The organism is Kitasatospora sp. NPDC004723 (assembly GCF_040609255.1).
Classification (GTDB): domain Bacteria; phylum Actinomycetota; class Actinomycetes; order Streptomycetales; family Streptomycetaceae; genus Kitasatospora.
This window is the reverse complement of sequence record NZ_JBEXJT010000004.1, coordinates 350,268-373,046: the sequence shown is the minus strand read 5'-3', so window position 1 is coordinate 373,046 and position 22,779 is coordinate 350,268. Positions and strand designations below refer to the sequence as shown.

Sequence of the window (22,779 nt, the reverse complement as noted above, 5' to 3'; positions counted from 1 at the left end):
GTGTGTCCGGTGTTCGCCATCGGTGAAGGAAACCGTCACCGCAACGGCCTCCGGCATGCCTCGGGCCTCAAGTGCCCGCTGCCCCCCCGGCGTTCCGCACCTCCCGAACCGCCGTGAGGCGGCGTCGTGGGCTGACGCCGGTGCCGCCGGCGGGCGAGGGACGGCCCGGCGGACAGTGTTCCGTCCTCGTCGGACCGGCCGCACCGCTGCGCCAGGTCGGCCGGAGCAAAAAGGGATCCTCCGACTGGTTAACGCTTCTGCCTTCCCTGGACTCTTAGTTGTAGAAGTGTTGAACGGCAGCGGAGGAGTGCTGGTGGATCCCGTCACGGGCTCGGTCGTGGTGGCAGTGCTGGGGTTGGTGGGGGCGTCGATCACCCTCGTGGGGCAGTTGTGGCCACGTCGGCGGAGCGGTCCCCGGTCCTCCCCGCCCCCTCCTGTTGTTGTCGTCCTCGCGCTTCGTATGTGCGAGGCCGACGCCGACGACGACGACGACGCCGACGGCGACGGTCCGGGGCGGCCGGTGGCGCAGGAGAAGCGGGGTCGCGGCGCACATGAGTGAAACCGGCCCAGACGGGGAGGCCGTCTCCGCGGCGTCCCTCGGACGTCTGCCGGCCCCCGACAGCGGTAGCGGAACAAGCCCCCGGAGCGAGGAGTTTGCGTACTTCTACCGTACGTGCCTCCGCAGACTGGTGGCGTTCCTGATGTGGCAGGGGGCTCCGGCACCCCTGGCCGCGGAGCTGGCCCAGGACACGATGGTCAAGGCCTACGGGCGGTGGGACCGCATCCAGTCGCCGGAAGCGTGGTGCCGCAGGGTCGCGTCCCGTGAGCTGGTGCGCGCCTTCAGTCGCGTCGAGGAAAGCATCGAGGACCTCGATTTCGAGCCGACCTCGTTGTTGCCGGCGCCGGACGAGGCGATGGAATGGGAGCGGCAGCAGGACATTCTGAATCTGCTGAGCAGTCTTCCTCCCCGTCAGCGTCAGGTCATGGCCTGGACGCTGGACGAATATTCCCCGACGGAAATTGCGGCCGAGTTGGGAATGAGACCGGCGGCAGTCAGGGCAAGCCTGTTCAAAGCGCGCCTGACCGTCTCCAGAAAGATGACCGAGAGGGAGGGGGAGTGATGGGCGAGAAGTCTGCCCCTGGACGCCCGAACCGTGAGTTCTCGGGCCGGCTCGAGGATCTGCAGAAGACCTTCCTGGACGGGCTCGGCGATCATCTCGACGTGGAGGCAGGGCTGCGTGAGGTGATGATCTGCGCCCAGCACAAGAACCTCACCGAAAGCCTGGACGCAGTGCTGGACGTCGAAGCCGGGCTCGCGTCCATCACCTTCCGGAGCGCCGCCAGGACCGACTTCGAGGAGGCCGCCGCACCCCTCTACGACGTCGGTCTGATGCACCAGCGGTTCGAGCTGATCGACCCCGAGCAGCGGCTCGTGCTCCGGGAGCATCCGCTGGTCACCTCGGCGATCCTCGCCGACCTGCTCATTCGCACGGTGGTGCTGGCGCAGGATCTCACCTACGGTCTCGGCTTCGGCCGGTACCACCGGATGCCGTTGAAGAGGGCCGCGTTCGTCGCCCAGGGCATCGCCCGGGGAATCGCCCACGAGCTGGACGGCCGGGCTGCTCTCGCCTGGGAGCTGCGGGACATGGCGCACGAGATCGTCGCGCTGCTGGAGTCCCACTACCCCGCGATCGACCAAGCGGGAGCCATCGGGCAGATCCTCGTCCGGGAAATGGCGGCGGCGATCGACCAGCGTGTAAGAAGCGCCGGCCACCCGGCTGTTGCGGAGTTCCTGCGGGCCTGCCAGGTGTTCATGTACGCGGTGCGCGGCGGCGATCTGGCCCGCGCCGTGCGGGAGGTGGAGTATCTCACGCGGGCGCTGGCCGTTCAGGTCGGCGAACTGCTCGGGATCGGTGAACCGGAAACCCTCGACCTGGAATTTCTCTCCGAAGTCCTGGACGATTTCACCACGGCTGATCTGAGCACCGCCGACCTCACCAGGGTCGACCTCGCAGGAGTGCGCTGGTCGGAGTTCCGCACGCGATGGCCGGCCGAGATCAGCGTCGACCGGCTCCGGGAGGATTCGCGCGAGACGCTGCCCGGGTCCGGGATCTACATCATCCGGCCGGGAACCGGGACGCGCGATGTGACAAGGGTCTGACCGCGCGTGCCGGAAGACCGGGCCGCTTCCCGTGGATCATCCGACCGGTGGTGGAGGTGCGTCATCGGCCGGTGCGCAGTGGGCGGGCACGGAGTCGTTGCCCACCGGCACGCGGCCGGGGCCCGTCGGAAGGGCCCCGGCCGGCGAGCCGCACGACCACGGTCCCGGGAACCGCCTAGGCCAGCTTGCTGCGCAGCGCGCCCGGGCCGGAGCGGCCGCGGCGTGACACCGGTGGGCGTGAGGGGCGGACGTCGGTGCGGGTGGCGGTGGGCTCGTCGGCGGCCGTTCCGGCGTGTGCCGCCCGGGCGGTCGCCAGGGCGAGGCGGGCCAGCAGCGGGTCCTCCCGGACGCCCGCCGCGCGCTTGGCGGTTTGGCACCAGGTGCACCAGATCGGCGAGGCGGGCCCGTCCGGGTACACCATCGCCTCCGGCGGCAGGTAGTGGCTGCCGCACTCGACGCACTCGAAGACCAACCTCATCCGACGATCACCGTCCCGGATCCGTGGCACCGACCGCACGGCGACCAGAAGACGTGGATCTTCGGCACCGTACTCCCTTCCTCGTCCCGTTCGACCGTGGCTTCGGTCTTCTGGGTCCCCCCGGACCCGCCGCATCCGGAGCAGGCCTGGACCTCGGGCATATGCACACTCCTTTTCGGCGGGGACCACGGTAGCGCGAAATCCGGGGAGTCAGCACCGATCCTGACGAAGAGTCGAAGGAGCGGGGCGCGCGTGTCGAACTCGCGCGCCGGGTGCGGGCGTTCGAGGAGGCGCCCCGCGGTTCAGCGGGCCACCGTGCGGAAGCCGCAGTTGCCGCTGGTCGACTCGGGGGTGTTGCCGGTGCGCGCGGCCACCCGGTAGCGGTTGCAGTAGGAGTCGTGGCACAGGTACGACCCGCCGCGCAGCACCCGCCGGGTCCCGTCGTGGTCCTCGCCGGGCCCGCGCGGGTCGAAACGCGGTGAGCGGGCGTAGTAGTCGGGGTCGAAGCGGTCGGCGCACCACTCCCAGGCGTTCCCGGCCACGTCCACCAGGCCGAAGCCGTTCGGCGGGTAGCTGCCGACCGGTGCGGTCGCGAACCAGCCGTCCTCGCCGGTCGGCAGGTCGGGGAAGCGGCCCTGCCAGATCCGGCAGCGGTGCGCGCCGTCCGGGCGCAGCTCGTCGCCCCAGGCGTAGCGGGCGCCGGTCAGCGGTCCGCGGGCGGCGTACTCCCACTCGGCCTCGGTGGGCAGCCGGCGTCCGGCCCAGTGGCAGTAGGCGAGCGCGTCGCGGTGGCTGATGTGCACCACGGGGTGGTCCCGGAGGTCCTCCGCGTCGCCGAGCGGGCCGAACGGGTGGCGCCAGTCGGCGCCGCGCACCTCGATCCACCACGGTGCGGCGGGGGAGCGGCCGAGCACGTCGGCGGGATCGGCGAGGACGAACAGGTGGAAGACGGCGGAGGAGCCGGCCAGCTCGGCGTCGGTGCGGTGGCCGGTGGCCTCGACGAAGGCGGCGAAACGGGCGGTGGTGACCGGTTCGGTGTCGATGGTGAACGGCGCCAGCTCCACCTCGTGCACGGGCGTCTCGCCGTCCGCCGGATAGCCCTCCCCGAAGGCGTCCCCCATCGCGAACACCCCGCCGGGCAACGCCACTTCGGGATGCTCCGGGTGTCCGGCCGCCGGGCGTGACGGGGGCGGCGGGAGCGGCTGCGGGGCGGGTCCGGGGCCGGTCCGGGCCGACGGCATGCAGCAGGCTCGCGCGGCGGGGGGTTGACTCATGGGCCCAAGCTATAGCACTTTGCACCTAGGTGAGAATGCACCTAGCGACGTTCGAGGAACCGGCGAGAGCCGGGGAGGGGGCACCGGTGAAGTTCGACCACGTCCTGCTGGGCCTGCTGGGCCTGCACCCGCGCAGCGGCTGGGACCTCAAGGAGTGGCTGGCGGGGGAGGGGCAGTTCGTCCGCTCCAACGCCCACCCGAGCCAGATCTACCGGCTGCTCAAGCGGATGGCCGAGCAGGGCTGGGTGGTCTACGAGACCGACCCGCGCGACGGCCGGCCGGACGCCAAGGTCTACCGGCTGACCGACGCCGGGCGGGCCGAGCTGGTGCGCGAGGCCCGCTCGCCGTACGAACCGACCAGTCGCTTCCAGGACCCGGACTTCATGGCCCGGTTCTACTTCTCCGCCCAGCTCGCACCGGAGCAGTTGCTTCCGCTGGTCGACACCGAGCTCGAGTACCGCCGCCGCCAGGTGGCGGTCATGCGCCCCCGGGACCGTACCCTGCACTTTCCCGAGGGCACGCCGGAGACGGACGTCCGGCGGCTGCGGATGATCCGCGAACTCACCCACGAGTACGGCGCCCGCGCCGCCGACGCCTGGCTCGACTGGCTGGAGCGCATCCGCGGGCTGCTCGTCGACGGAACCATTCCCACCGCCAGCCCCACCGCCAGCCCGACCGCCCACCCCTCCGCTCCCGAGGAGACGCCCCGGTGAAAGCCGTCCTGGTCATGTTCGACAGCCTCAACCGGCGGTTCCTGCCGCCCTACGGCTGCGACTGGACCGTCGCACCGAACTTCGCCCGCCTCGCCGCCCGGACCGCGACCTTCGACAACTGCTACGGCGGCTCCATGCCCTGCATGCCGGCCCGCCGCGAGATGCACACCGGCCGCTACAACTTCCTGCACCGCTCCTGGGGCCCGCTGGAGCCCTTCGACGACTCCGTCCCCGACCTGCTGAGCAAGGCGGGCGTCTACACCCACCTGGTCACCGACCACCAGCACTACTGGGAGGACGGCGGCGCCACCTACCACAACCGCTACGACAGCTACGAGTTCTTCCGCGGCCAGGAGGGCGACAAGTGGAAGGGCCACGTCGCCGACCCGGAGATCCCCGACACGCTCTCCTGGCGCGCGGGTCCGATGTGGCGCCAGGACTGGGTCAACCGCCAGTACCTGGCCGACGTCGCCGACCACCCGCAGACCCGCACCTTCGACGCCGGGCTGGAGTTCATCGCCACCAACCGCGAGCAGGACCGCTGGTTCCTGCAGATCGAGTGCTTCGACCCGCACGAGCCGTTCTACTCCTACGCCGAGCACAAGAAGCACTACCCGCACGACTGGGACGGCCCGCACTTCGACTGGCCGGACTACAAGAGGGTCACCGAGAGCCCGGAGGCCGTCGAGCACGCCCGCAACGAGTACGCCGCGCTGCTCACCATGTGCGACGACTCGCTCGGCCGCGTCCTGGACGCCTTCGACGAGCACGGCCTGTGGGACGACACCCTGCTGATCGTCTGCACCGACCACGGCCTGCTGCTCGGCGAGCGCGGCTGGTGGGGCAAGAACATCCAGCCCTGGTACGACGAGAACATCCACACCCCGCTGTTCGTCTGGGACCCGCGCAGCCGGGCCACCGGCCGGCGCGACTCCCTCGTCCAGACCGTCGACCTCGGGCCGACCGTGCTGGAGTACTTCGACGTCCCGCGCACCGCCGACATGCAGGGCCGTCCGCTCGTGGACACGGTCGCCCACGACGCCCCGGTCCGCCCGCACGGCCTGTTCGGCGTCTTCGGCGGGCACGTCAACATCACCGACGGCCGCCACGTCTACATGCGCGCCAGCAAGGACGCGTCCAACCGGCCGCTGTACGAGCACACCCTGATGCCCACCCACATGCGCGGCCACTTCACCCCGCAGGAGCTGGCCGGCGCCACCCTGGCCGGTCCGCTGCCGTTCACCAAGGGCGTGCCGGTGCTGCGGATGCCGGCCACCTCCTGGGGCAACCCGTACGCCTTCGGCACCCTGCTGTTCGACCTGGAGACGGACCCGGAGCAGGAGCACCCGCTGGTCGACGACGAGCTGGAGCTGCGGATGGCGGCGCTGCTCACCGAGGCGCTGCGCGGGAGCGACGCGCCCGCCGACCAGTTCGAACGGCTCGGTCTGCCCGCCGAGGGGCCGGTCACGGCCGAGCACCTGCTGGTCCGCGCCCAGCGGCCGCAGGCACTCGCGGCCGGCGAGCCGCTGCCCGCGCCGGAGGACTTCCCCGCCGGCCCGCTCTCGGTGCACACCCCGCTGCGCGCGCTGCTGGCGGACGAGGGGGCGCGCGAGGCCGTCCTGGAACGGCTGCCGATGCTGGCCAACCCCGGCCTGCGGGCGATGCTGGGCGGGATGTCCCCGTTCCGGCTCGCCGCCATGGGCCCCTCGGTGGGCGCGGCGGACCTGCACGCCCTGGCCGGAACCCTGGCCGCGCTGCCGGGCGCGGACGGCGCGTAACCGCAGAGCGGCGTCCCTCCCCGCGCGGGGAAGGGCGCCGCTCAGCCGGGGTGCCGGCGTGGTGTCAGCCCAGCGAGCTGCGCAGGAACTCGCGGTTCATCGCGGCGATGCTGGGCAGCGGGATGCCCTTGGGGCAGGCCGTCGCGCACTCGCCGGTGTTGGTGCAGCCGCCGAAGCCCTCGGCGTCCATCGCGGCCACCATGTCGCGCACCCGGGACTTCCGCTCCGGCGCGCCCTGCGGCAGCACGTTGAGGTGCACCACCTTGGCCGAGGTGAAGAGCATCGCCGAGCCGTTCGGGCAGGCCGCCACGCAGGCCCCGCAGCCGATGCACTCGGCGTGCTCGAAGGCGGTGTCGGCGGCCTCCTTGGGGACGGGCGTGGCGTGCGCGTCGGGCGCGCTGCCGGTCGGGGCGGTGATGTAGCCGCCGGAGCCGATGATCCGGTCGAAGGCGGAGCGGTCCACCACCAGGTCCTTGACCACCGGGAAGGCCGCCGCCCGCCACGGCTCGACGTCGATGGTGTCGCCGTCCCGGAAGTGCCGCATGTGCAGCTGGCAGGTGGTGGTTCGCTCGGGGCCGTGCGCCTGTCCGTTGATGACCATGCCGCAGGCGCCGCAGATGCCCTCGCGGCAGTCGTGGTCGAAGGCGACGGGCGTGTCGCCCCGGGTGATCAGCTCCTCGTTGAGGGTGTCCAGCATCTCCAGGAAGGACATGTCCGGGCTGATCCCGCTGACCTGGTAGGTGGTCATCGAGCCGGGCGTGTCGGGGCCCGCCTGGCGCCAGATCCGAAGGGTGAGGTTCACGCGTAGCTCCGCTGGGTGGGGTGGACGTACTCGAAGTCGAGGTGCTCGCGGTGCAGGACGGGCGCCTGCCCGGTGGCGGTGAACTCCCAGGCGGCGGCGTAGGAGAACTCCCCGTCGCGCCGGGCCGCCTCGCCGTCGGCCGTCTGGCTCTCGGTGCGGAAGTGGCCGCCGCAGGACTCGGCGCGGTGCAGCGCGTCCAGGCACATCAGCTCGGCCAGTTCGAAGTAGTCCACCAGGCGGTTGGCCTTCTCCAGCGACTGGTTGAGCTCCTGCCCGGTGCCGGGCACCTTGATCCGGCGCCAGAACTCCTCCCGCAGCGCCGGGATCCGCTCCAGCGCGCGGCGCAGCCCGGCCTCGTCGCGGGCCATCCCGCACTCGTCCCAGAGCAGCTCGCCGAGCTCGCGGTGGAAGGAGTCGGGGGTGCGGTCGCCGTCCACCGCGAGGATGAGGTTGAGGCGGTCGGTGACCTCGGCCTCCACCGAGGCGAGCTCCTCGTGGTCGGCGGGGACGGCGGGGAGCTTCTCGCGGGCCAGGTAGTCGTTGAGCACCGGCGGCAGTACGAAGTAGCCGTCGGCCAGGCCCTGCATCAGCGCGCTCGCGCCCAGGCGGTTGGCGCCGTGGTCGGAGAAGTTGGCCTCGCCGATCGCGAACAGGCCGGGCACGGTGGTCTGCAGGTCGTAGTCGACCCAGAGGCCGCCCATCGTGTAGTGGATCGCCGGGTAGATCCGCATCGGCACCCGGTAGGGGTCCTCGGCGGTGATCCGCTCGTACATCTCGAACAGGTTGCCGTACTTGGCCTCCACCGCGTCCCGCCCCAGCCGGCGGATGGCGTCGGCGAAGTCCAGGTAGACCCCCTGCCCGCCGGGGCCGACACCGCGGCCCTCGTCGCAGACGTTCTTGGCGGCCCGGGAGGCGATGTCGCGCGGCACCAGGTTGCCGAAGGCCGGGTAGATCCGCTCCAGGTAGTAGTCCCGCTCCTGCTCGGGGATCTCGGCCGGCGGGCGGGCGTCGCCCTTGGCCTTGGGCACCCAGATCCGGCCGTCGTTGCGCAGCGACTCGCTCATCAGGGTGAGCTTGGACTGGTGCTCGCCGGAGCGCGGGATGCAGGTGGGGTGGATCTGGGTGAAGCACGGGTTGGCGAAGTAGGCCCCGCGCCGGTGCGCCCGCCAGATCGCGGTGGCGTTGGAGTTCTTGGCGTTGGTGGAGAGGTAGAAGACGTTGCCGTAGCCGCCGGAGGCGAGCACCACCGCGTCGGCGGTGTGGCTGGTGATCTCGCCGGTGACCAGGTCGCGGGCGACGATGCCGCGCGCCCGGCCGTCGACCACCAGCAGGTCCAGCATCTCGGTGCGGGCGTGCATCTCCACGTTCCCGGCGGCGATCTGGCGCGACAGCGCCTGGTAGGCGCCGAGCAGCAGCTGCTGGCCGGTCTGGCCGCGGGCGTAGAACGTCCGGGAGACCTGCACGCCGCCGAACGAGCGGGTGTCCAGCAGACCGCCGTACTCGCGGGCGAACGGCACGCCCTGGGCCACGCACTGGTCGATGATCTCCACCGACACCTGGGCCAGCCGGTGGACGTTGGACTCGCGGGCGCGGAAGTCGCCGCCCTTGACGGTGTCGTAGAACAGCCGGCGGATCGAGTCGCCGTCGTTGCGGTAGTTCTTGGCGGCGTTGATGCCGCCCTGGGCGGCGATCGAGTGGGCCCGCCGGGGGGAGTCCTGGAAGCAGAACTGGACGACGTGGTAGCCCTGTTCGGCGAGGGTGGCGCCGGCGGCGCCGCCGGCCAGGCCGGTGCCGACCACGATCACCGTGTGCTTGCGCCGGTTCGCCGGGTTGACCAGCTTGGCCTCGAACCGCCGCTGGTCCCAGCGCTGCTCGATCGGCCCCTCGGGGGCCCGGGAGTCGGTGATCGGCTCGCCGACGGTGTAGTTCGGGTACTCGCTCAACTCACCACTCCGGTCATCACGGCCACGGGGACGGACAGGAAGCCCACGGTCAGCAGCAGCGCCAGGCCGTTGGCGGTGAGCTTCAGCGCGCGGTCGCGGCGGGCGTTGTTGGCGCCGAGGGTCTGCGCCGCGCTCCAGAAGCCGTGCCGGATGTGCAGGCCGACGGCGAGCATCGCGACGATGTAGATCACGCAGGAGTGCCAGGTCCCGAAGGAGGCCACGATGTTCTGGTACACCTTGCCGTGCTCGGCGTTGGGGTTCACGGTCAGCGTGGTCAGGTCCAGGATGTGCCAGACGATGAACAGCGCCAGGATCACCCCGCCCCAGCGCATCGTCCGGGTCGCGTAGCTCGCCCGCCGGCGCTGGTGGGCGTACTTGCTCGGCCGGGCGGCGAGGTCGCGCCGGCTCAGCTGGTACGCGGCGACGCCGTGCAGCAGGACGGCGGCCAGCAGCCCCACCCGGGCGATCCACAGGAACCACTCGTGGCCGAGGAGCGGCTGTCCGATGGTGCGCAGCCACGCCGCGTAGCCGTTGATGTCGTCCGGCCCGAAGAAGACCTTGAGGTTCCCGAGCATGTGGGCGACCAGGTACAGCAGCATGGCGAGCCCGCTGACGGCCATGACCGCCTTCTTGCCGACGGTCGACCGCCACAGTGTCACCAGGGTGGACGGGTGCCGGGCCGTCCGAGTCGCGGTTGTCATGGCGACAACGGTAGGGAGGGCGACGACGGTGCGTCCAAGACATGCTGCGGCTGGTCACCATAGGCACCGCCTATCGATGCGGCCTATCCTGGCTGGGTGCAGCTCCAGCAACTCCGCTACTTCGTGGCCGTCGCCGAGACCCGCCACTTCACCCGCGCGGCCGAGGCGGCGCATGTCGCCCAGCCGTCGCTCTCGCAACAGATCCGGTCGCTGGAGCGGGAGTTGGGTGCGGAGCTGTTCCACCGCACCCGCGGCAACATCGCGCTGACCGATGCCGGCGACGCCCTGCTGCCGCTCGCCCGGCGCATCCTCGCGGACACCGAGAGCGCCCGCCTCGCCGTCCAGGAGACCGTGCAGCTGCGCCGGGGCCGGGTGCGACTGGGAGCGCCCCCGAGCCTGTGCACCAGCCTGGTGCCGGACGTCCTGCGGGTGTTCCGGGACCGCTACCCGGGCGTGGCGCTGGTGGTGCGCGAGGGCGGCTCGCGGGACCTGGTCCGCTCGCTGGCGGCGGGGGAGCTGGACCTCGCGCTGATCATCACCCCGCCGCGCGGGGAGGCCGCGCCGGCGCTGGCCGTCACCGAGCTGCTGCACGAGGACCTGGTGCTGGTCTCGGCGGAGCGGCGGGCCCGGCGCACGGTGCGGGTGGCGGAGCTGCGCGGTCGGCCGCTGGTGATGTTCCGGGAGGGCTACGACGTGCGGGAGGCCACCCTGGCGGCCTGCCGGGAGGCCGGCTTCGAGCCGGAGTTCGCCGTCGAGGGCGGGGAGATGGACGCGGTGCTCGGCTTCGTGCGGGCCGGGCTCGGGCCGGCCGTGCTGCCGGGCATGGTCGCCCACCGTTCGGGGCTCGCGGTGACCCCGTTCGCCGGCCCGGGCCTGGGGCGCACCATCGCCGTCGCGCACGGCCACGAGGTGCCGCCGACCCGCGCGGCCGAGGCCCTGCGGGCGACCCTGCTGGCGCATCTGCACGACGCCGCGCGGGACGGCGAACTCCCGCCGGGGACGCGGTTGTTGCTCTAGCGTGCGAGGTGCGAGGTGCGAGGCGCGAGGTACGCGCGGAGCCCGGGGCGCGTCCTGCGGCCCCGGGCCCCGTCACGCGGCTGCTCAGTTGGGCAGCACGGCCTCGATCGCGGCGATCACCTCGTCGGACTCCGGCTCGGTGCGCGGGCGGATCCGGGCGGCCACGGTGCCGTCCGGTCCGAGGACGAACTTCTCGAAGTTCCAGGAGATGTCCCCGGCCTGGCCCTCGGCGTCGGCCTTCTCGGTCAGCCGCGCGTACAGCGGGTGCCGGTCCTCGCCGTTCACATCGGTCTTCTCGAACAGCGGGAAGGTCACGCCGTAGGTGGTGGAGCAGAAGGTCTGGATCTCCTCGGCGCTGCCCGGCTCCTGCCCGGCGAACTGGTTCGAGGGGAAGCCCAGCACGGTGAAGCCGCGCTCGGCGTACCGCTCCTGGAGCCGCTCCAGGCCGGCGTACTGCGGGGTCAGGCCGCACTTGGAGGCGACGTTGACGATCAGCAGCGCCTTGCCCTTGTAGTCGGCGAGCGAGGCGGCCTCGCCGGACAGCGTGCGCAGCGGGATGTCGTACAGGCTCACGGTGGGGTCCCCTTCGGAGGAGGTCGTCGGTGGTGGGTCGGGGCTGGTCGGCGGTGCTGCCGTGGCGGGCGGGCCCGCGCGGGTACGGTACCCCGCCGGGTGCCGCCCACCTGCTCAACCGCGCCCGGACGGCGGGTGTTCCGGCGCGCGCCGACGGGAGGGGGAGTGCTCGGCGGCCGACCGCTCCAGCAGGGCTATCTGCTCGGTGACGGGGGCGAAGTCGGCGCTGAGCCACCGTTCGGGCCGCATCCGGACGGTGACGTCGGCCGTCAGTTGCTCGGCGGTGGCCAGCAGGTAGGCGGCGGCGGTGGCCGGCGGCAGGTAGCGGTGGGCCAGCGCGGCGCGCTCGTCCGGGTCGACCCGGTCCTCGATCGCCACCACCGGCCCGGCCGCGCTCACGTAGCGGCAGGGTGTCTCCTCCTGCTGGGCACAGAGCGTGAACCGGCCGGCCGTCCGGATCCGGCGCGCCTTGACGGAGTTCCGCCCGGTCAGCACGGTGATCAGCCCGCCGGGCCGGTAGGAGTACCAGATCGGCACGGTGAGCGGGGCCGCGCCGGGCTCCGCCTCGGCGACGGACAGGACGCCGACGTGCACGCCGGCCAGGAAGCGCTCGCACTCGGCGCGGGTCATCGCGAAGGACACGGTGGGGCCTCCCGGGCAGGATGGCCCGCGCGCGCACGTCGCGCGCGGGCGGTTCCTTGGTACGTACCCGCACTGCCCGGGGGTGGAACGCGTGCCGCCGAGCGGGACCGCGGCGGTGGGCGGGGCGGGCTCGCGGAGTGCCCGGGGCGGGCTCGCGGAGTGCTGGGGGAGGCCGGGGTCCTCCTCCGGCTCCGCGGGGCGGGACCGCCGGGGTGTCGGCCGCATGCTCGACGGGCGAACGTGCGTACCCGTCCGAGGCCGGGATTCCGGCCCGGAAGCGCGCTTGGTGTGCTGCCCGGGTGGAGGTTCGGTGTGCGAGGTTGGCGTGTTCCGGGACGCTGGGTACCGTCGGTGGCACGCCGGGCCCGTCATGGTTGCCATGTTCAACAGGGGGTCACGGCAAGGGGGTTCGGGACATTCCGGGGATCGGGGGAACTCCGGCTGTCGGGTCCCGTGCAGCACGCACGCCGCGCCGGCCGGCCCGTCCCGCGCGTCCCAGCCGCCACCGCAGCACCGCAGCCTTCAGCAGCAACGCACCCGCAGCAACGCACCCGCAGCGATGCGCCGCCCGCGGCGCGCCGCCGTGCCGGTGCGCGGAAGGAATCTCCCGATGCCTCGACGCCGTGCCCTGCCCGCCTGCCCCGCCGCACCCACCATCATGCCCACCACCACACCCGCCGTCCTGCCCGCCACCACGCCCGCCGCCCGTATCGCGCCGCCGGGGGTGCGCCGGTGAACGGCCTGCCCCGCGGGCGCAAGCGCCCGCCCGCCGCCCCGCACCGCAGCGCCCCGCCCGGTCGCGCCCGCCCCCGCCGGACGCTGCGCCACCGCGGCCCGGCCGCCGTCCTGCGCGCCGTCCCCTGGCGGTACGACCTGCCCGCCTCCCTGGTGGTCTTCCTGGTCGCCCTCCCGCTCTGCGTCGGCGTCGCCGTCGCCTCCGGGGTGCCCGCCGAACTCGGCCTGGTCACCGGCATCGTCGGCGGCCTGGTGGTCGGCGCGCTGCCCGGCAGCAGCCTGCAGGTCAGCGGCCCGGCCGCCGGTCTGACCGTCCTCGTCCACGAAGCCGTCCAGCAGTACGGCGCGGGCGCCCTCGGCGTCCTGGTGCTGCTCACCGGACTGCTCCAACTCGTCATGGGCGCACTGCGGTTGGGCCGCTGGTTCCGTGCCATGTCGGCCTCCGTGGTGCACGGCATGCTGGCCGGCATCGGCCTGACCCTGGTGCTCGGCCAGCTGTACGCGCTCGCCGACCGGCGCGCCCCCGGCACCGGGCCGGAGAAGATCGCCGGGTTGCCCGCGCTGCTGCGCGACGCCGCCACCGGAGCCGCCCGGCCGAGCGCGGTGGCGCTGGGCATCGCCACCCTGCTGGTGCTGATCGCCTGGAAGTACCTGCCGCCGCGCCTCGCCCGCGCGCTGCCCGGCCCGCTCGGCGCCGTCGGCCTGGCCGCCGCCGTCACCGCCGTCGCCGACCTGCCGGTGGCCCGGGTCGAGGTGGCCGGGCTGCTCGACGTGATCCGGCTGCCCGACCACGCCGCGCTCGGCGCCCTGGCCACCACGGCCGGCGTCGGCACCGTCCTCGCCTTCACCCTGATCGCCTCCGCCGAGACCCTGTTCAGCGCCGCCGCCGTCGACCGGATGCACCACGGACCGCGTACCCACTACGACCGCGAACTCGCCGCCCAGGGCGTCGGCAACGCCCTCTGCGGTCTGCTCGGCGCGCTCCCGATGACCGCCGTGATCGTCCGCAGTGCGACCAACGTCCAGGCCGGCGCCCGCACCAAGGCCTCCCGGGTGCTGCACGGCGGCTGGCTGCTGCTGTTCACCGCCCTGTTGCCGGGCGTGCTCGGGCTGGTCCCGCTGACCGCGCTGGCCGCCGTCCTGGTCCACGCGGGCGCCAAGCTCATCCCGGTGCGGCGGATCGTCGCGCTCTGCCGCGACCACCGGGGCGAGGCGGCGGTGCTCGCCGTCACCACCGTCTCGGTCGTCACCACCGACCTGTTCGAGGGGGTGCTGATCGGCATCGGCCTCGCCGTGGCCAAGTCCGCCTGGCAGACCTCCCACCTGCAGATCGCCGTGGAGGAGCCGCCCACCGCCCCCGGCGCCGCCGAGGCGCCCCTGCGGGTGCGGCTGAGCGGCAACGCCACCTTCCTGCGGCTGCCCCGGCTGCTGGACACCCTCGAACGCCTCCCGGCGGACCGCCCGGTTGAACTCGACTGGTCCGGGCTGCGCCACCTGGACCACGCCTGCACGGTCGCCCTGGCCGCCTGGGCGGCGCAGCACCGGGCGCGCAGCTCCGCCCCGCTGGCGGTCGACCCGCCGTTGCCGACCGTGGTCTGACCGACTCGCTAGCCTGGTGGCCCGCCGGCTCCCCGGGCCGCCCGGGGAGCCGTACTGGGAGGAGACGCAGCCGTGATCGCAGCCTTTTCGGTCACCCCGCTCGGGGTCGGCGAGGACGTCGGGGAGGCGGTCGCCGCGGCCGTCAGGGTGGTCCGCGCGAGCGGGCTGCCCAACCGTACGGACGCGATGTTCACCAGCATCGAGGGGGAGTGGGACGAGGTGATGCCGGTCATCCGGGAGGCGATCGAGGCGGTCAAGGCCTACAGCAACCGGGTGAGCACCGTCATCAAGATCGACGACCGGGCCGGGGTCACCGACGGTCTGACCCGCAAGGTCGCCTCGGTGGAACGCCACCTCGCCGGGGGCTGAGCCGCCCGGCTGGCCCGCCCCGCCGTCGGGGCGGGCCGAACCGCCGATTTTCTTTCTTGACCGATCGATCTGGAAACGACTACCTTTCAGGCATGGCGCGAACCAAGGAATTCGACCCGGACGCGGCGCTCCAGTCGGCATTGGAACTGTTCTGGGAGCGCGGCTACGAGGCCACTTCGATGGCCGACCTGGTCGAGCACCTCGGGATCGCCCGTGCCAGTGTCTACGCCACCTTCGGCAGCAAGCGGGAGCTCTACCTGCGCGCGCTGGAGCGCTACGGCCGCCAGCAGCAACCCGCGCTGCTGGCCGAGCTGTCGCAGCCCGGCCCGGTGCTGCCGGCCGTCCGTGCCCTGGTCCTCCGCTTCGCCGGCGAGTCCGCCACGGACGGCGAGGGCGGGCGGCGGCGCGGTTGCTTCGTCACCAACACCGCGGTGGAGCTGGCCCCGCACGACCCGGACGCCGCCCGCCGGGTGGAGGCCAACCTGGCCCACCTGGAGACGGTCCTGACCACGGCGCTGGTCCGGGCGCAGGCCCAGGGCGAACTGTCCGAGGACCGCGACCCGCACGCGATCGCCCGGATGCTGCTGGTGCTGTTCCAGGGCATGCGGGTGATCGGCAAGGCCGGCGACGGCTCGGCCCGGCTGCGGGACGCCGCCGGGCAGGCCCTCGCCCTGCTGGGCTGACCGGTCCGCTCCACTGTTCTTCTGCTGGTGTGTTTTTTGCTGTCTCCATTCTGAACCGAACGGTCAATATAGACCTCCGATCGAGGAGCATTCGCATGACCCGCAGCACCACCCGCTTCACCGGCAAGTCCGTCCTGGTCACCGGTGGCGGCAGCGGCATCGGCCGAGCCGTGGCCCTCGCCTTCGCCGGGGAGGGCGCCCGCGTCGCCGTCGCCGGCCGCACCGCGAGCGCGCTCGCCGAGACCGTCGCCCTGATCGAGCGCGAGGGCGGCACCGCCGTCGCCCTGACCGGCTCGGTGTCCGACACCGCCGACGCCGCCCGCCTGGTCCGCGAGACCGTCGAGCGGTTCGGCGCCCTGGACGTCGCGGTCAACAACGCCGGCGTCTTCGGCGGCGTCGGCCGGATCGCCGACGTCGCGGAGGAGGAGTGGCAGCGGCTGATCGACATCAACCTCACCGGCACCTGGTACGCGATGAAGCACCAGATCGCCCACCTGCGCGCCAACGGCGGCGGGGCGATCGTCAACATCTCCTCGAACCTCGGCACCCACCGGCGGCTCGAGAACGTCGGCGCCTACGCCGTCTCCAAGGCCGCCGTCGCCACCCTGACCCGTGCCGCCGCCCGCGACCACATCGCCGAGGGCGTGCGGATCAACCTGGTCAGCCCCGGCCCGATCAACACCACGATGTCCTCCCAGCCCGGCGAGAGCGACTCCGACAAGGCGGACCGGATGAAGGACAGCATCCCGGTCGGCCGCGCCGGTGCCGTCGAGGAGGTCGCCGCGGCCGTCCTCCACCTGGCCTCGGAGGAGTCGGCCTACACCGTCGGCGCCGACCTCGTCCTCGACGGCGGCGTCACCGCCTGACCGCCGCCGGCCGGTGGCCTCCCCACCCGGGGCGCCACCGGCCCCCGCCGGCTCAGGCCGACAGCGCCTCGTCCTCGTCCTCGGCCGGATCCGCGCAGGCGGTGGCCAGCTCGTCCAGCGAGAGCCCCAGCGCGTACGCCAGCGCCGCGACGGTGAAGAACGAGGGCGTCGGCGCCCGCCCGGTCTCGATCTTGCGCAGTGTCTCGGCCGAGACGCCGGCCGCCGCCGCCACCTCGACCATGCTGCGCCCGCCCCGCGCCTCGCGCAGCAGCACACCGAAGCGCTCGCCGCGCTCGCGTTCCCCGGGGGTCAGCGGAGTCCTCACCATGCCCCCGATGGTAGGCCACGGGTCCTGCCGTCGGCACCATCCCGACCGTGATACAAATACCGGTATAAGAATTGGAGCCGGTTGGTCGGAGGACCTCATGGTGGAGTTCAAGTCGGAGGCGGCGCTGGCCGCGATGCGGGAGGCCGGGCGGGTGGTCGCCACGGCGCTGGCCGAGGTCGAGCGGGCGGCGGGTGCCGGGGTGAGCCTGCTGGAACTGGACGAGGTGGCGCACGACGTGCTGCGGAAGGCCGGGGCGACCTCGCCGTTCCTCGGCTACCGGCCGTCCTTCGCCCCGGTGCCGTTCCCGGCCGTCATCTGCGCCTCCGTCAACGACGCGGTGGTGCACGGCATCCCGAACGGCTACCGGCTGCGCGACGGCGACCTGGTGAGCATCGACTGCGGCGCCGTCCTGGACGGCTGGGCGGGCGACGCCGCCGTCAGCTTCACCGTCGGCACGCCCCGCCCCGAGGACGTCCGCCTGATCGACACCACCCGCCGCGCCCTGGAGGCCGGCATCGCCGCCGCCGTGGTCGGCCACCGCACCGGCGACATCGCCCACGCCGTCGGCACCGTCGCCCGCACCGCCCGCTACGGCCTCCTGGAGGGCTACGGCGGCCACGGCATCGGCCGCCGCATGCACGAGGACCCGCACCTCCCCAACGAGGGCCGCCCCGGCCGCGGCTTCCCCCTCAAGCCCGGCCTGGTCCTGGCCATCGAACCCATGCTCATCGCCGGCGGCACCGACACCCACACCACCGACCCCGACGGCTGGACCCTCCGCACCACCGACGGCACCCGCGCCGCCCACATCGAGCACACCGTCGCCATCACCGAAGCCGGCCCCCGCATCCTCACCCTCCCCTGAGCCGCCCGCTGCGCGCGGGATCGTTCGCGGGACACCAGGTTTGTGGCAAGGCTTCCGAATGCTCCTGCACGTGAGGACGCGGCGACGGGGCGGCAGGGGATCGCGGGACCGTCAGCCGGGTGGCGGGGACCTTGGACTCTGGGTGGACTGGGAGGGGGCGGGAAGGGTGGTGGTTGCGGCCGGGCTTCCACCCCGTCCGGCCGCATCCTGTTCGAGAACTGCCGGAGGTCGTCATGACAAGGTCCGTCGTCGTCGGTGTCGATGGTTCGCCCGAGAGCCTTGCCGCGCTGGACTGGGCGGCGGAGGAGGCCGCGCGGCGCGGGCTGCCGCTGAAGGTGGTGCTCGCCTGGCCGACGGTGGTGACGCCGCTCGCGGTGCTCGGGACGGTGGATCTGGCGCGCCGGCAGGCGGACGTCACGCTGCGTGATGCCGAGCTGCGGGTGCGGGAGCGCTGGCCGGAGCTGACCGTGCAGGCCGTCCAGGTGCCGACCGACCCGGTGCGGGCGCTGGTCGACGAGGTGAGCGGGGCGCAGGAGCCGGACGGCGCGCCGGCGGAGCTGCTGGTGCTGGGCTCGCGCGGGTTCGGCGCGGTGGCCGGGTTCCTGGTCGGCTCGGTGAGCCAGCGGGTGCTGGCCCGGACGGACTGCCCGGTGGTGCTGGTCCGGCGGGGGGAGGACGGGGAGGAAGCGGCCGGCCCGCGCGAGGTGGTGGTCGGCGTCGACCCCTTCGAGGGAGCGGACGCGGTGCTGGCGCACGCCTTCGAGGTGGCCGAGCGGCGCGGGCTGCCGCTGCGCGCCGTGTACTCCTGGACGCTGCCGGCGACCTACCAGTACGCGGGCATCGCGGCCAGCGTCGACGTCACCGGCGAGATGCTGGTGTACGCGAAGGGCGAGCTGACCCGGGTGGTGCAGCCCTGGCGGGAGAAGCACCCGGGGGTGGCCGTCACCGAGGAGGCCGTGAACGCCCGCCCGGCCAAGGTGCTCGCCGACCGTGCGGCGGGAGCGGAGCTGGTGGTGATCGGACGGCGGGTCCGCCGCTCGCCGCTGGGCGCGCACATCGGCGCCGTCGCGCACGCCGTCCTGCACCACGTGCCCTGTCCGGTCGCCGTCGTCCCCTACGAGCGGGACGAGAAGCAGGAGCAGCAGGAGCAGGAGGCCGGCGATGCGTGACCAGGTGCTGGTGGGCGTCGACGGCTCGGAGGAGAGCCTGGCCGCCGTCGACGTCGCCGTCCGCGAGGCGCGGCTGCGCGGCACCCGGCTGCGGATCGTGCACGCGTTCATCTGGCCGCTGATGCACGTCCCGCTCGGGCCGGCGCAGGACGGTCCGCCCGAGGGCGGGCTGCGGCACCAGGCGGAGGGCATCCTGGCGGACGCCCGGGCCCGCGCCGAGGCACTGGACCCGCGCCTCGACATCGCCACCGAGCTGGTCACCGGCGAGCCGCTGACCGTGCTGGCCCGCTGGTCGCGGGAGGCCGGGCTGGTGGTGGTCGGCAGCCGGGGGCTCGGCCGGTTCGGCGCCCTGCTGATCGGTTCGGTGGCCGTCCACCTGGCCGCGCACGCCGACTGCCCGGTGCTGATCGTCCGCGGCCGGCCGGACCCGGAGGGGCCCGTGCTGGTGGCGGTGGACGGCAGCGGGGTGGGCGCCGAGGCGCTCGGCTTCGCCTTCGCCGAGGCCTCCGCCCGCCGCGCCCCGCTGACCGCCCTGCACATCGCGCACCCGAGCACCAGCTGGCCCGACCAGGAGGAGCGGGTGCTCGCCGAGGCGCTGGCCGGCTGGCGGGAGAAGTACCCGGACGTCGAGCTGCGCTCCGAGGTCTTCGAGGCGCAGACCCGCCCGGCACTGATCGAGGCGAGCCGGGAGGCGCAGCTGCTGGTGGTCGGCGCCCGCGGCCGCGGCGGCTTCGCGGGCCTGCTGCTGGGCTCCACCAGCCAGGCGATGATCCAGCACGCCCACTGCCCGGTCGTCGTCGTCCGCCATCCGGAGGAACGCACGGCGGAGTGATGACACGCGGGAGCCGGCCCGGGGTTCACGCCAGCAGCCGCAGTCGGGTGGCGGCCACGCCCACCCGGACGCTCTGGCCCCGGGCCAGCTCCAGCGCGTCGGCCTCGACCCCGTCGCCGAAGGCCACCAGCCGGTCCGACTCCACCGTCAGGACCAGCCGCCGGCCCGCGTCGAGCAGGCCGTACACCCGCGCGGTGCCGGTGGCAGGGGAGGGCCAGGCCTCGCGCACGAACCAGGCGAGCGCCGGGGCGCCCGGCCCCGGCAGGGGGAGCGGCCCGCCGCGTTCCAGCCAGACCGAGCGGCACCAGCCGGAACCGCCCGTCCCGGTGCCCACCAGCACGCCGGATGAGGCCTGCGGCTCACCGGCGTCGGCTCCGCCCGGCCGTTCCTCGACCGCCAGCCGGTAGCGGGCCGTCTGGTGGCCGGGCTGGCCGATGTACACCTCGTTGAGCGCGAGCAGCCGCTGGGTGTCGTCGGCCACCGCCTCGACCATGGTCCGCTCCTCGGTGCGCCGCTCGGCGCCCGGGCCGACGGCGGCCGGCAGCAGCCGGGCGAGGTCGTGCGCGCGGTGCCGGACCAGGACGCCCGGGTTGCGTCCGGGCTCCGCGTCCACGCCGATCACCGGCTGCCCGGCCAGGTACTTGGCGACGTTGGCGACCAGCCCGTCCTGGCCGACCACGACCACCACGTCCTGCGGCTCGAACAGGAACCGCGGCAGGTCGGCACGTTCGACCCGGGTGCGCCGCCAGTCCAGCGGCACTGCGCCGGCCGCCTCGGCGAGCGCCAGCTCCTGGCGCCGGTGGCGCAGCTCGATCTCCTCCACCGACCGGCTCCGGCTGCTCAGGAAGTACGCCGCCTGGCCGGGCGTGCCGTGATGGGCGAGCAGCTCCTGGTACTCGGTGCGGCGGTGCACCAGGACCACCCGGGGCGCGAGCGTCACCGCCCGGCCCCCTCGGCGCCCGTCGCGCCGAGCTTGGCGAGCAGACCGGTGAGCACGTCCGGGGTGAGCGTGAGGCTGTCGATCCGCGGCAGGTGCTCGGCGAGGCGCATCAGCGCGAGCGCCCGCAGCACGGCCGGGTCGGCCTGCTGGTGGGCGGCCAGCCAGGCGGCCTCGGCGGCGGCCTTGGCCTCGCCCAGGGCACGGGCCGCTTCGGCCTCGGCACCGGCCAGCCGGGTGCGGCGCTGCGCCTCGGCGTCGGTGCGGATCCGGTCGGCGGCGGACTCGTCCTCGGCCTGCAGCCGGCTGTTGGCGCCCTGCTGGGTGATCAGCTGCTCCTCGCGCCGGGCGAGTTCGATCCGGTTGGCGAGCTCGTTCTCGGCGATGCCGCGCTCGTGCTCGACGGCGACGGCGCGCCGTTCGAAGGTGGCCCGGTCGGCCTCCTGCTGGACCAGTTCGCGGGCGGGGGTGCGCAGCGCGCGCTCCACCTCCGGTTCGGGGCGCAGGGCGACCACCCGGACGGCGATCACGGCGAGCCCGGTCTCGGCCAGCCGCGCCTCGGCGGCGAGCCCGGCGGCCATCCGCTCGCGGACGGCGGTGACGCCGTCGGCCAGCGCGGCGGCCAGCGGGGTGCGGGCGAGCAGGCCGAGCGCGTGCTGCTGGGCGGTCTCGGTGAGCAGGGTGGCGAGCTGGTCGAGCGGGGCGGAGCGCCAGGCGCCGGTGTGGGGGTCGATGCCGAAGTCGACGCGGGCGGCGGCGGTGGCCGGGTCGGTGATCCGGTAGGTGAGGGTGCCCTGGACGGTGACGTCCTGGAAGTCGGCGGTGCGGGCGTGGAAGAGCATGGCCAGCTCGCGGTCGTCGACCGGGACCTCGGAGAGCGCGGCGGTGAGCGGGCGGAACCAGAAGGCGAGGCCGGTGCCGTCGTGGGCGAGGCGGCCGTGCCGGACGTGGCGGATGTGGGCGGTGGGCCGGGCGCGCAGGTGGCGCAGCCCGAAGCGCTTGGTGATGTCGGCCATGAGCGACTCCTTATCGTCGTGATGACGATATTGGTCGCCCGCTATTTTCGTCAAGGTGACGAAAAAGGTCGGTCCGGTCCCGCCGCCACGGCCGTGGGAGGATCGACCGGTGCTGAGGACGCGAACGACGAGGCTCCCCGCGGCCCTGCTGGCCGCCGCCTGCGCGACCGCCGCGGTCGCCGCCACCGCCACGGTCGGCGCCCCGCCGGCCCGCGCGGCCGACCCGGGCGGCCAGGCGTTCACCATCGGCGACCCGCGGATCACCGAGTCCAGCGGTCTCGCGGCCAGCCGGCAGCACCCCGGCGTCTACTGGACGCACAACGACAGCGACGACGGCCCGTACGTCTACGCCGTCGACTCCCAGGGCCGCACCGTCGCCACCGTCACCCTGCGCGGCATCGAGCCGCGCGACGTCGAGGCGATCTCGCTCGGCCCGGACGGCCGGCTCTACGTCGGCGACATCGGCGACAACCTCGGCGGCAAGTGGCCCGAGGTCTGGATCTACGCCTTCGCCGAGCCCGCCGAACTCCGCGACCAGACGGTGCAGGTGACCCGCTACCGGGTCCGCTACGAGGACGGCCCGCGCGACGCCGAGGCGCTGATGGTCCACCCGGTGACCGGCCGCGCCTACATCGCGAGCAAGAAGCAGGGCGGCGGCGGCCTCTACCAGGGCCCCGAGCAGCTCTCGGCGAGCGGCGTCAACACCTTCCGGCGGATCGCCGACGTCCCGTGGATCACCGACGGCGCCTTCTCTCCGGACGGCACCCGACTGGTGCTGCGCGGCTACTTCTCGGCCACCCTCTACCGCTGGAAGGACGGCGCGCCGAGCGGTGACGAGCCGCTGTCCACGCCCTTCCAGCGCCAGGGCGAGTCGGTCACCTTCACCGCCGACGGCCGGGCGCTGCTCTACGGCAGCGAGGGCAAGGACAGCCCGGTCTGGCGCTCCCCGCTGGACGACGACCAGCTCCCGGACACGGTCAAGCCGCTGCCGAGCGCCACGCCCACCCCGACCGCGACGGCCGCGGACCGCTCGGCGCCGTCGTCCGGCGCGGCGGCCCCGCCGTCGGAGGGCGCCTCGGCGGGCTCCTCGTCCTCCTCGGCCGACGGTGGCTCCTCCGAGGCCGGCACCGGGGACCGGGTGCTCGGGGTGGCGTTCCTGCTCGCGGTGGCGGGCGCGGTGTTCGGGCTGCGCCGCAAGAAGCGCGACGGCTGACCCCGGCGCCGCCCGCGCCGCCGGAACTGCCCGCGCCGCCGGAGCTGCCCGAACGGGCCGGACGGCCGGTAGGGCCCGAACGGTT

The 22,779-nt window shown here is 73.8% G+C and carries 24 protein-coding genes; 14 read left to right on the top strand and 10 right to left on the bottom strand.

Annotated elements, in window-relative coordinates; translation table 11 throughout:
• The first annotated feature begins 605 nt into the window (after nucleotides 1–605).
• Both ABZW10_RS07940 and ABZW10_RS07935 read left to right on the top strand, forming a co-directional pair.
• A complete protein-coding gene (locus ABZW10_RS07940) occupies nucleotides 606–1,121 on the top strand; it encodes a sigma-70 family RNA polymerase sigma factor (protein WP_355361553.1) in 516 nt (171 codons plus the stop codon).
• Nucleotides 1,121–2,161 (top strand): hypothetical protein, encoded by a 1,041-nt coding sequence (locus tag ABZW10_RS07935; protein WP_355361507.1) that lies wholly within the window; start codon nucleotides 1,121–1,123, stop codon nucleotides 2,159–2,161. The genes ABZW10_RS07940 and ABZW10_RS07935 overlap by 1 nt, the downstream gene beginning before the upstream one ends.
• 175 nt (nucleotides 2,162–2,336) lie before the next feature.
• On the opposite strand, the gene ABZW10_RS07930 is transcribed toward ABZW10_RS07935, so the two are convergent.
• Nucleotides 2,337–2,639: a hypothetical protein gene (locus tag ABZW10_RS07930; protein ID WP_355361505.1), complete on the bottom strand. Its 303-nt coding sequence runs from the start codon at nucleotides 2,637–2,639 to the stop codon at nucleotides 2,337–2,339.
• A 302-nt stretch (nucleotides 2,640–2,941) separates the two neighbouring features.
• Nucleotides 2,942–3,913: a formylglycine-generating enzyme family protein gene (locus tag ABZW10_RS07925; protein ID WP_355361503.1), complete on the bottom strand. Its 972-nt coding sequence runs from the start codon at nucleotides 3,911–3,913 to the stop codon at nucleotides 2,942–2,944.
• 86 nt (nucleotides 3,914–3,999) lie between these two features.
• On the opposite strand from ABZW10_RS07925, the gene ABZW10_RS07920 reads away from it, so the two are divergent.
• Both ABZW10_RS07920 and ABZW10_RS07915 read left to right on the top strand, forming a co-directional pair.
• Nucleotides 4,000–4,626 carry a PadR family transcriptional regulator gene (locus tag ABZW10_RS07920; RefSeq protein WP_355361501.1) on the top strand — a complete coding sequence of 209 codons (627 nt, stop codon included), beginning with the start codon at nucleotides 4,000–4,002 and terminating at the stop codon, nucleotides 4,624–4,626.
• Complete coding sequence (locus ABZW10_RS07915) at nucleotides 4,623–6,404, top strand: sulfatase (RefSeq protein ID WP_355361499.1); 1,782 nt, start codon at nucleotides 4,623–4,625, stop codon at nucleotides 6,402–6,404. Before ABZW10_RS07920 ends, ABZW10_RS07915 begins: the two co-directional genes overlap by 4 nt.
• Nucleotides 6,405–6,468: 64 nt before the next feature.
• Here the strand turns inward: ABZW10_RS07915 and ABZW10_RS07910 are convergent, their stop codons facing one another.
• The 3 genes from ABZW10_RS07910 to ABZW10_RS07900 are packed head-to-tail and all read right to left on the bottom strand — an operon-like array spanning nucleotide 6,469 to nucleotide 9,850.
• Nucleotides 6,469–7,206 (bottom strand): succinate dehydrogenase/fumarate reductase iron-sulfur subunit, encoded by a 738-nt coding sequence (locus ABZW10_RS07910; RefSeq protein WP_355361497.1) that lies wholly within the window; start codon nucleotides 7,204–7,206, stop codon nucleotides 6,469–6,471.
• Nucleotides 7,203–9,149 (bottom strand): fumarate reductase/succinate dehydrogenase flavoprotein subunit, encoded by a 1,947-nt coding sequence (locus ABZW10_RS07905; protein WP_355361495.1) that lies wholly within the window; start codon nucleotides 9,147–9,149, stop codon nucleotides 7,203–7,205. Before ABZW10_RS07905 ends, ABZW10_RS07910 begins: the two co-directional genes overlap by 4 nt.
• The gene (locus ABZW10_RS07900) at nucleotides 9,146–9,850 is read right to left on the bottom strand and encodes a succinate dehydrogenase cytochrome b subunit (RefSeq protein ID WP_355361493.1); all 705 of its coding nucleotides are present in this window, start codon (nucleotides 9,848–9,850) and stop codon (nucleotides 9,146–9,148) included. The genes ABZW10_RS07905 and ABZW10_RS07900 overlap by 4 nt, the downstream gene beginning before the upstream one ends.
• Before the next feature lie 96 nt (nucleotides 9,851–9,946).
• On the opposite strand from ABZW10_RS07900, the gene ABZW10_RS07895 reads away from it, so the two are divergent.
• On the top strand, nucleotides 9,947–10,867 hold the full coding sequence (locus tag ABZW10_RS07895; protein ID WP_355361491.1) for a LysR substrate-binding domain-containing protein: 921 nt from the start codon (nucleotides 9,947–9,949) through the stop codon (nucleotides 10,865–10,867).
• An 84-nt stretch (nucleotides 10,868–10,951) separates the two neighbouring features.
• Here the strand turns inward: ABZW10_RS07895 and ABZW10_RS07890 are convergent, their stop codons facing one another.
• Both ABZW10_RS07890 and ABZW10_RS07885 read right to left on the bottom strand, forming a co-directional pair.
• A complete protein-coding gene (locus ABZW10_RS07890) occupies nucleotides 10,952–11,440 on the bottom strand; it encodes a glutathione peroxidase (RefSeq protein ID WP_355361489.1) in 489 nt (162 codons plus the stop codon).
• Nucleotides 11,441–11,554: 114 nt separating this feature from the next.
• Entirely contained in the window at nucleotides 11,555–12,082 is a 528-nt protein-coding gene (locus ABZW10_RS07885) for a pyridoxamine 5'-phosphate oxidase family protein (protein ID WP_355361487.1), read from the bottom strand.
• A 610-nt stretch (nucleotides 12,083–12,692) separates the two neighbouring features.
• On the opposite strand from ABZW10_RS07885, the gene ABZW10_RS07880 reads away from it, so the two are divergent.
• The 5 genes from ABZW10_RS07880 to ABZW10_RS07860 all read left to right on the top strand — a co-directional run bounded on the left by ABZW10_RS07880 (nucleotide 12,693) and on the right by ABZW10_RS07860 (nucleotide 16,334).
• Complete coding sequence (locus ABZW10_RS07880; RefSeq protein WP_355361485.1) at nucleotides 12,693–12,818, top strand: hypothetical protein; 126 nt, start codon at nucleotides 12,693–12,695, stop codon at nucleotides 12,816–12,818.
• A gap of 83 nt (nucleotides 12,819–12,901) precedes the next feature.
• On the top strand, nucleotides 12,902–14,416 hold the full coding sequence (locus ABZW10_RS07875; RefSeq protein WP_355361551.1) for a SulP family inorganic anion transporter: 1,515 nt from the start codon (nucleotides 12,902–12,904) through the stop codon (nucleotides 14,414–14,416).
• A 72-nt stretch (nucleotides 14,417–14,488) separates the two neighbouring features.
• Nucleotides 14,489–14,785, top strand: a complete 297-nt coding sequence (locus ABZW10_RS07870; RefSeq protein WP_355361483.1) for an MTH1187 family thiamine-binding protein — start codon at nucleotides 14,489–14,491, stop codon at nucleotides 14,783–14,785.
• A 92-nt stretch (nucleotides 14,786–14,877) separates the two neighbouring features.
• Nucleotides 14,878–15,468 (top strand): TetR family transcriptional regulator, encoded by a 591-nt coding sequence (locus ABZW10_RS07865; protein ID WP_355361481.1) that lies wholly within the window; start codon nucleotides 14,878–14,880, stop codon nucleotides 15,466–15,468.
• Nucleotides 15,469–15,563: 95 nt separating this feature from the next.
• Complete coding sequence (locus tag ABZW10_RS07860; RefSeq protein WP_355361479.1) at nucleotides 15,564–16,334, top strand: glucose 1-dehydrogenase; 771 nt, start codon at nucleotides 15,564–15,566, stop codon at nucleotides 16,332–16,334.
• Nucleotides 16,335–16,386: 52 nt separating this feature from the next.
• On the opposite strand, the gene ABZW10_RS07855 is transcribed toward ABZW10_RS07860, so the two are convergent.
• The gene (locus ABZW10_RS07855) at nucleotides 16,387–16,662 is read right to left on the bottom strand and encodes a helix-turn-helix transcriptional regulator (RefSeq protein WP_355361477.1); all 276 of its coding nucleotides are present in this window, start codon (nucleotides 16,660–16,662) and stop codon (nucleotides 16,387–16,389) included.
• A gap of 97 nt (nucleotides 16,663–16,759) precedes the next feature.
• Here ABZW10_RS07855 and map point away from each other — a divergent pair, with 97 nt between their 5' ends.
• The 3 genes from map (at nucleotide 16,760) to ABZW10_RS07840 (ending at nucleotide 19,528) form a co-directional block, all read left to right on the top strand.
• On the top strand, nucleotides 16,760–17,527 hold the full coding sequence (map, locus tag ABZW10_RS07850) for a type I methionyl aminopeptidase (RefSeq protein WP_355361475.1): 768 nt from the start codon (nucleotides 16,760–16,762) through the stop codon (nucleotides 17,525–17,527).
• A 233-nt stretch (nucleotides 17,528–17,760) separates the two neighbouring features.
• Nucleotides 17,761–18,696 (top strand): universal stress protein, encoded by a 936-nt coding sequence (locus tag ABZW10_RS07845; RefSeq protein WP_355361473.1) that lies wholly within the window; start codon nucleotides 17,761–17,763, stop codon nucleotides 18,694–18,696.
• Entirely contained in the window at nucleotides 18,689–19,528 is an 840-nt protein-coding gene (locus tag ABZW10_RS07840; protein ID WP_355361471.1) for a universal stress protein, read from the top strand. Before ABZW10_RS07845 ends, ABZW10_RS07840 begins: the two co-directional genes overlap by 8 nt.
• A gap of 25 nt (nucleotides 19,529–19,553) precedes the next feature.
• Here the strand turns inward: ABZW10_RS07840 and ABZW10_RS07835 are convergent, their stop codons facing one another.
• Complete coding sequence (locus tag ABZW10_RS07835; protein WP_355361469.1) at nucleotides 19,554–20,468, bottom strand: hypothetical protein; 915 nt, start codon at nucleotides 20,466–20,468, stop codon at nucleotides 19,554–19,556.
• Nucleotides 20,465–21,481: an SPFH domain-containing protein gene (locus tag ABZW10_RS07830; RefSeq protein ID WP_355361467.1), complete on the bottom strand. Its 1,017-nt coding sequence runs from the start codon at nucleotides 21,479–21,481 to the stop codon at nucleotides 20,465–20,467. The genes ABZW10_RS07835 and ABZW10_RS07830 overlap by 4 nt, the downstream gene beginning before the upstream one ends.
• 145 nt (nucleotides 21,482–21,626) lie before the next feature.
• On the opposite strand from ABZW10_RS07830, the gene ABZW10_RS07825 reads away from it, so the two are divergent.
• A complete protein-coding gene (locus tag ABZW10_RS07825) occupies nucleotides 21,627–22,694 on the top strand; it encodes a hypothetical protein (protein ID WP_355361549.1) in 1,068 nt (355 codons plus the stop codon).
• Nucleotides 22,695–22,779: the final 85 nt, after the last annotated feature.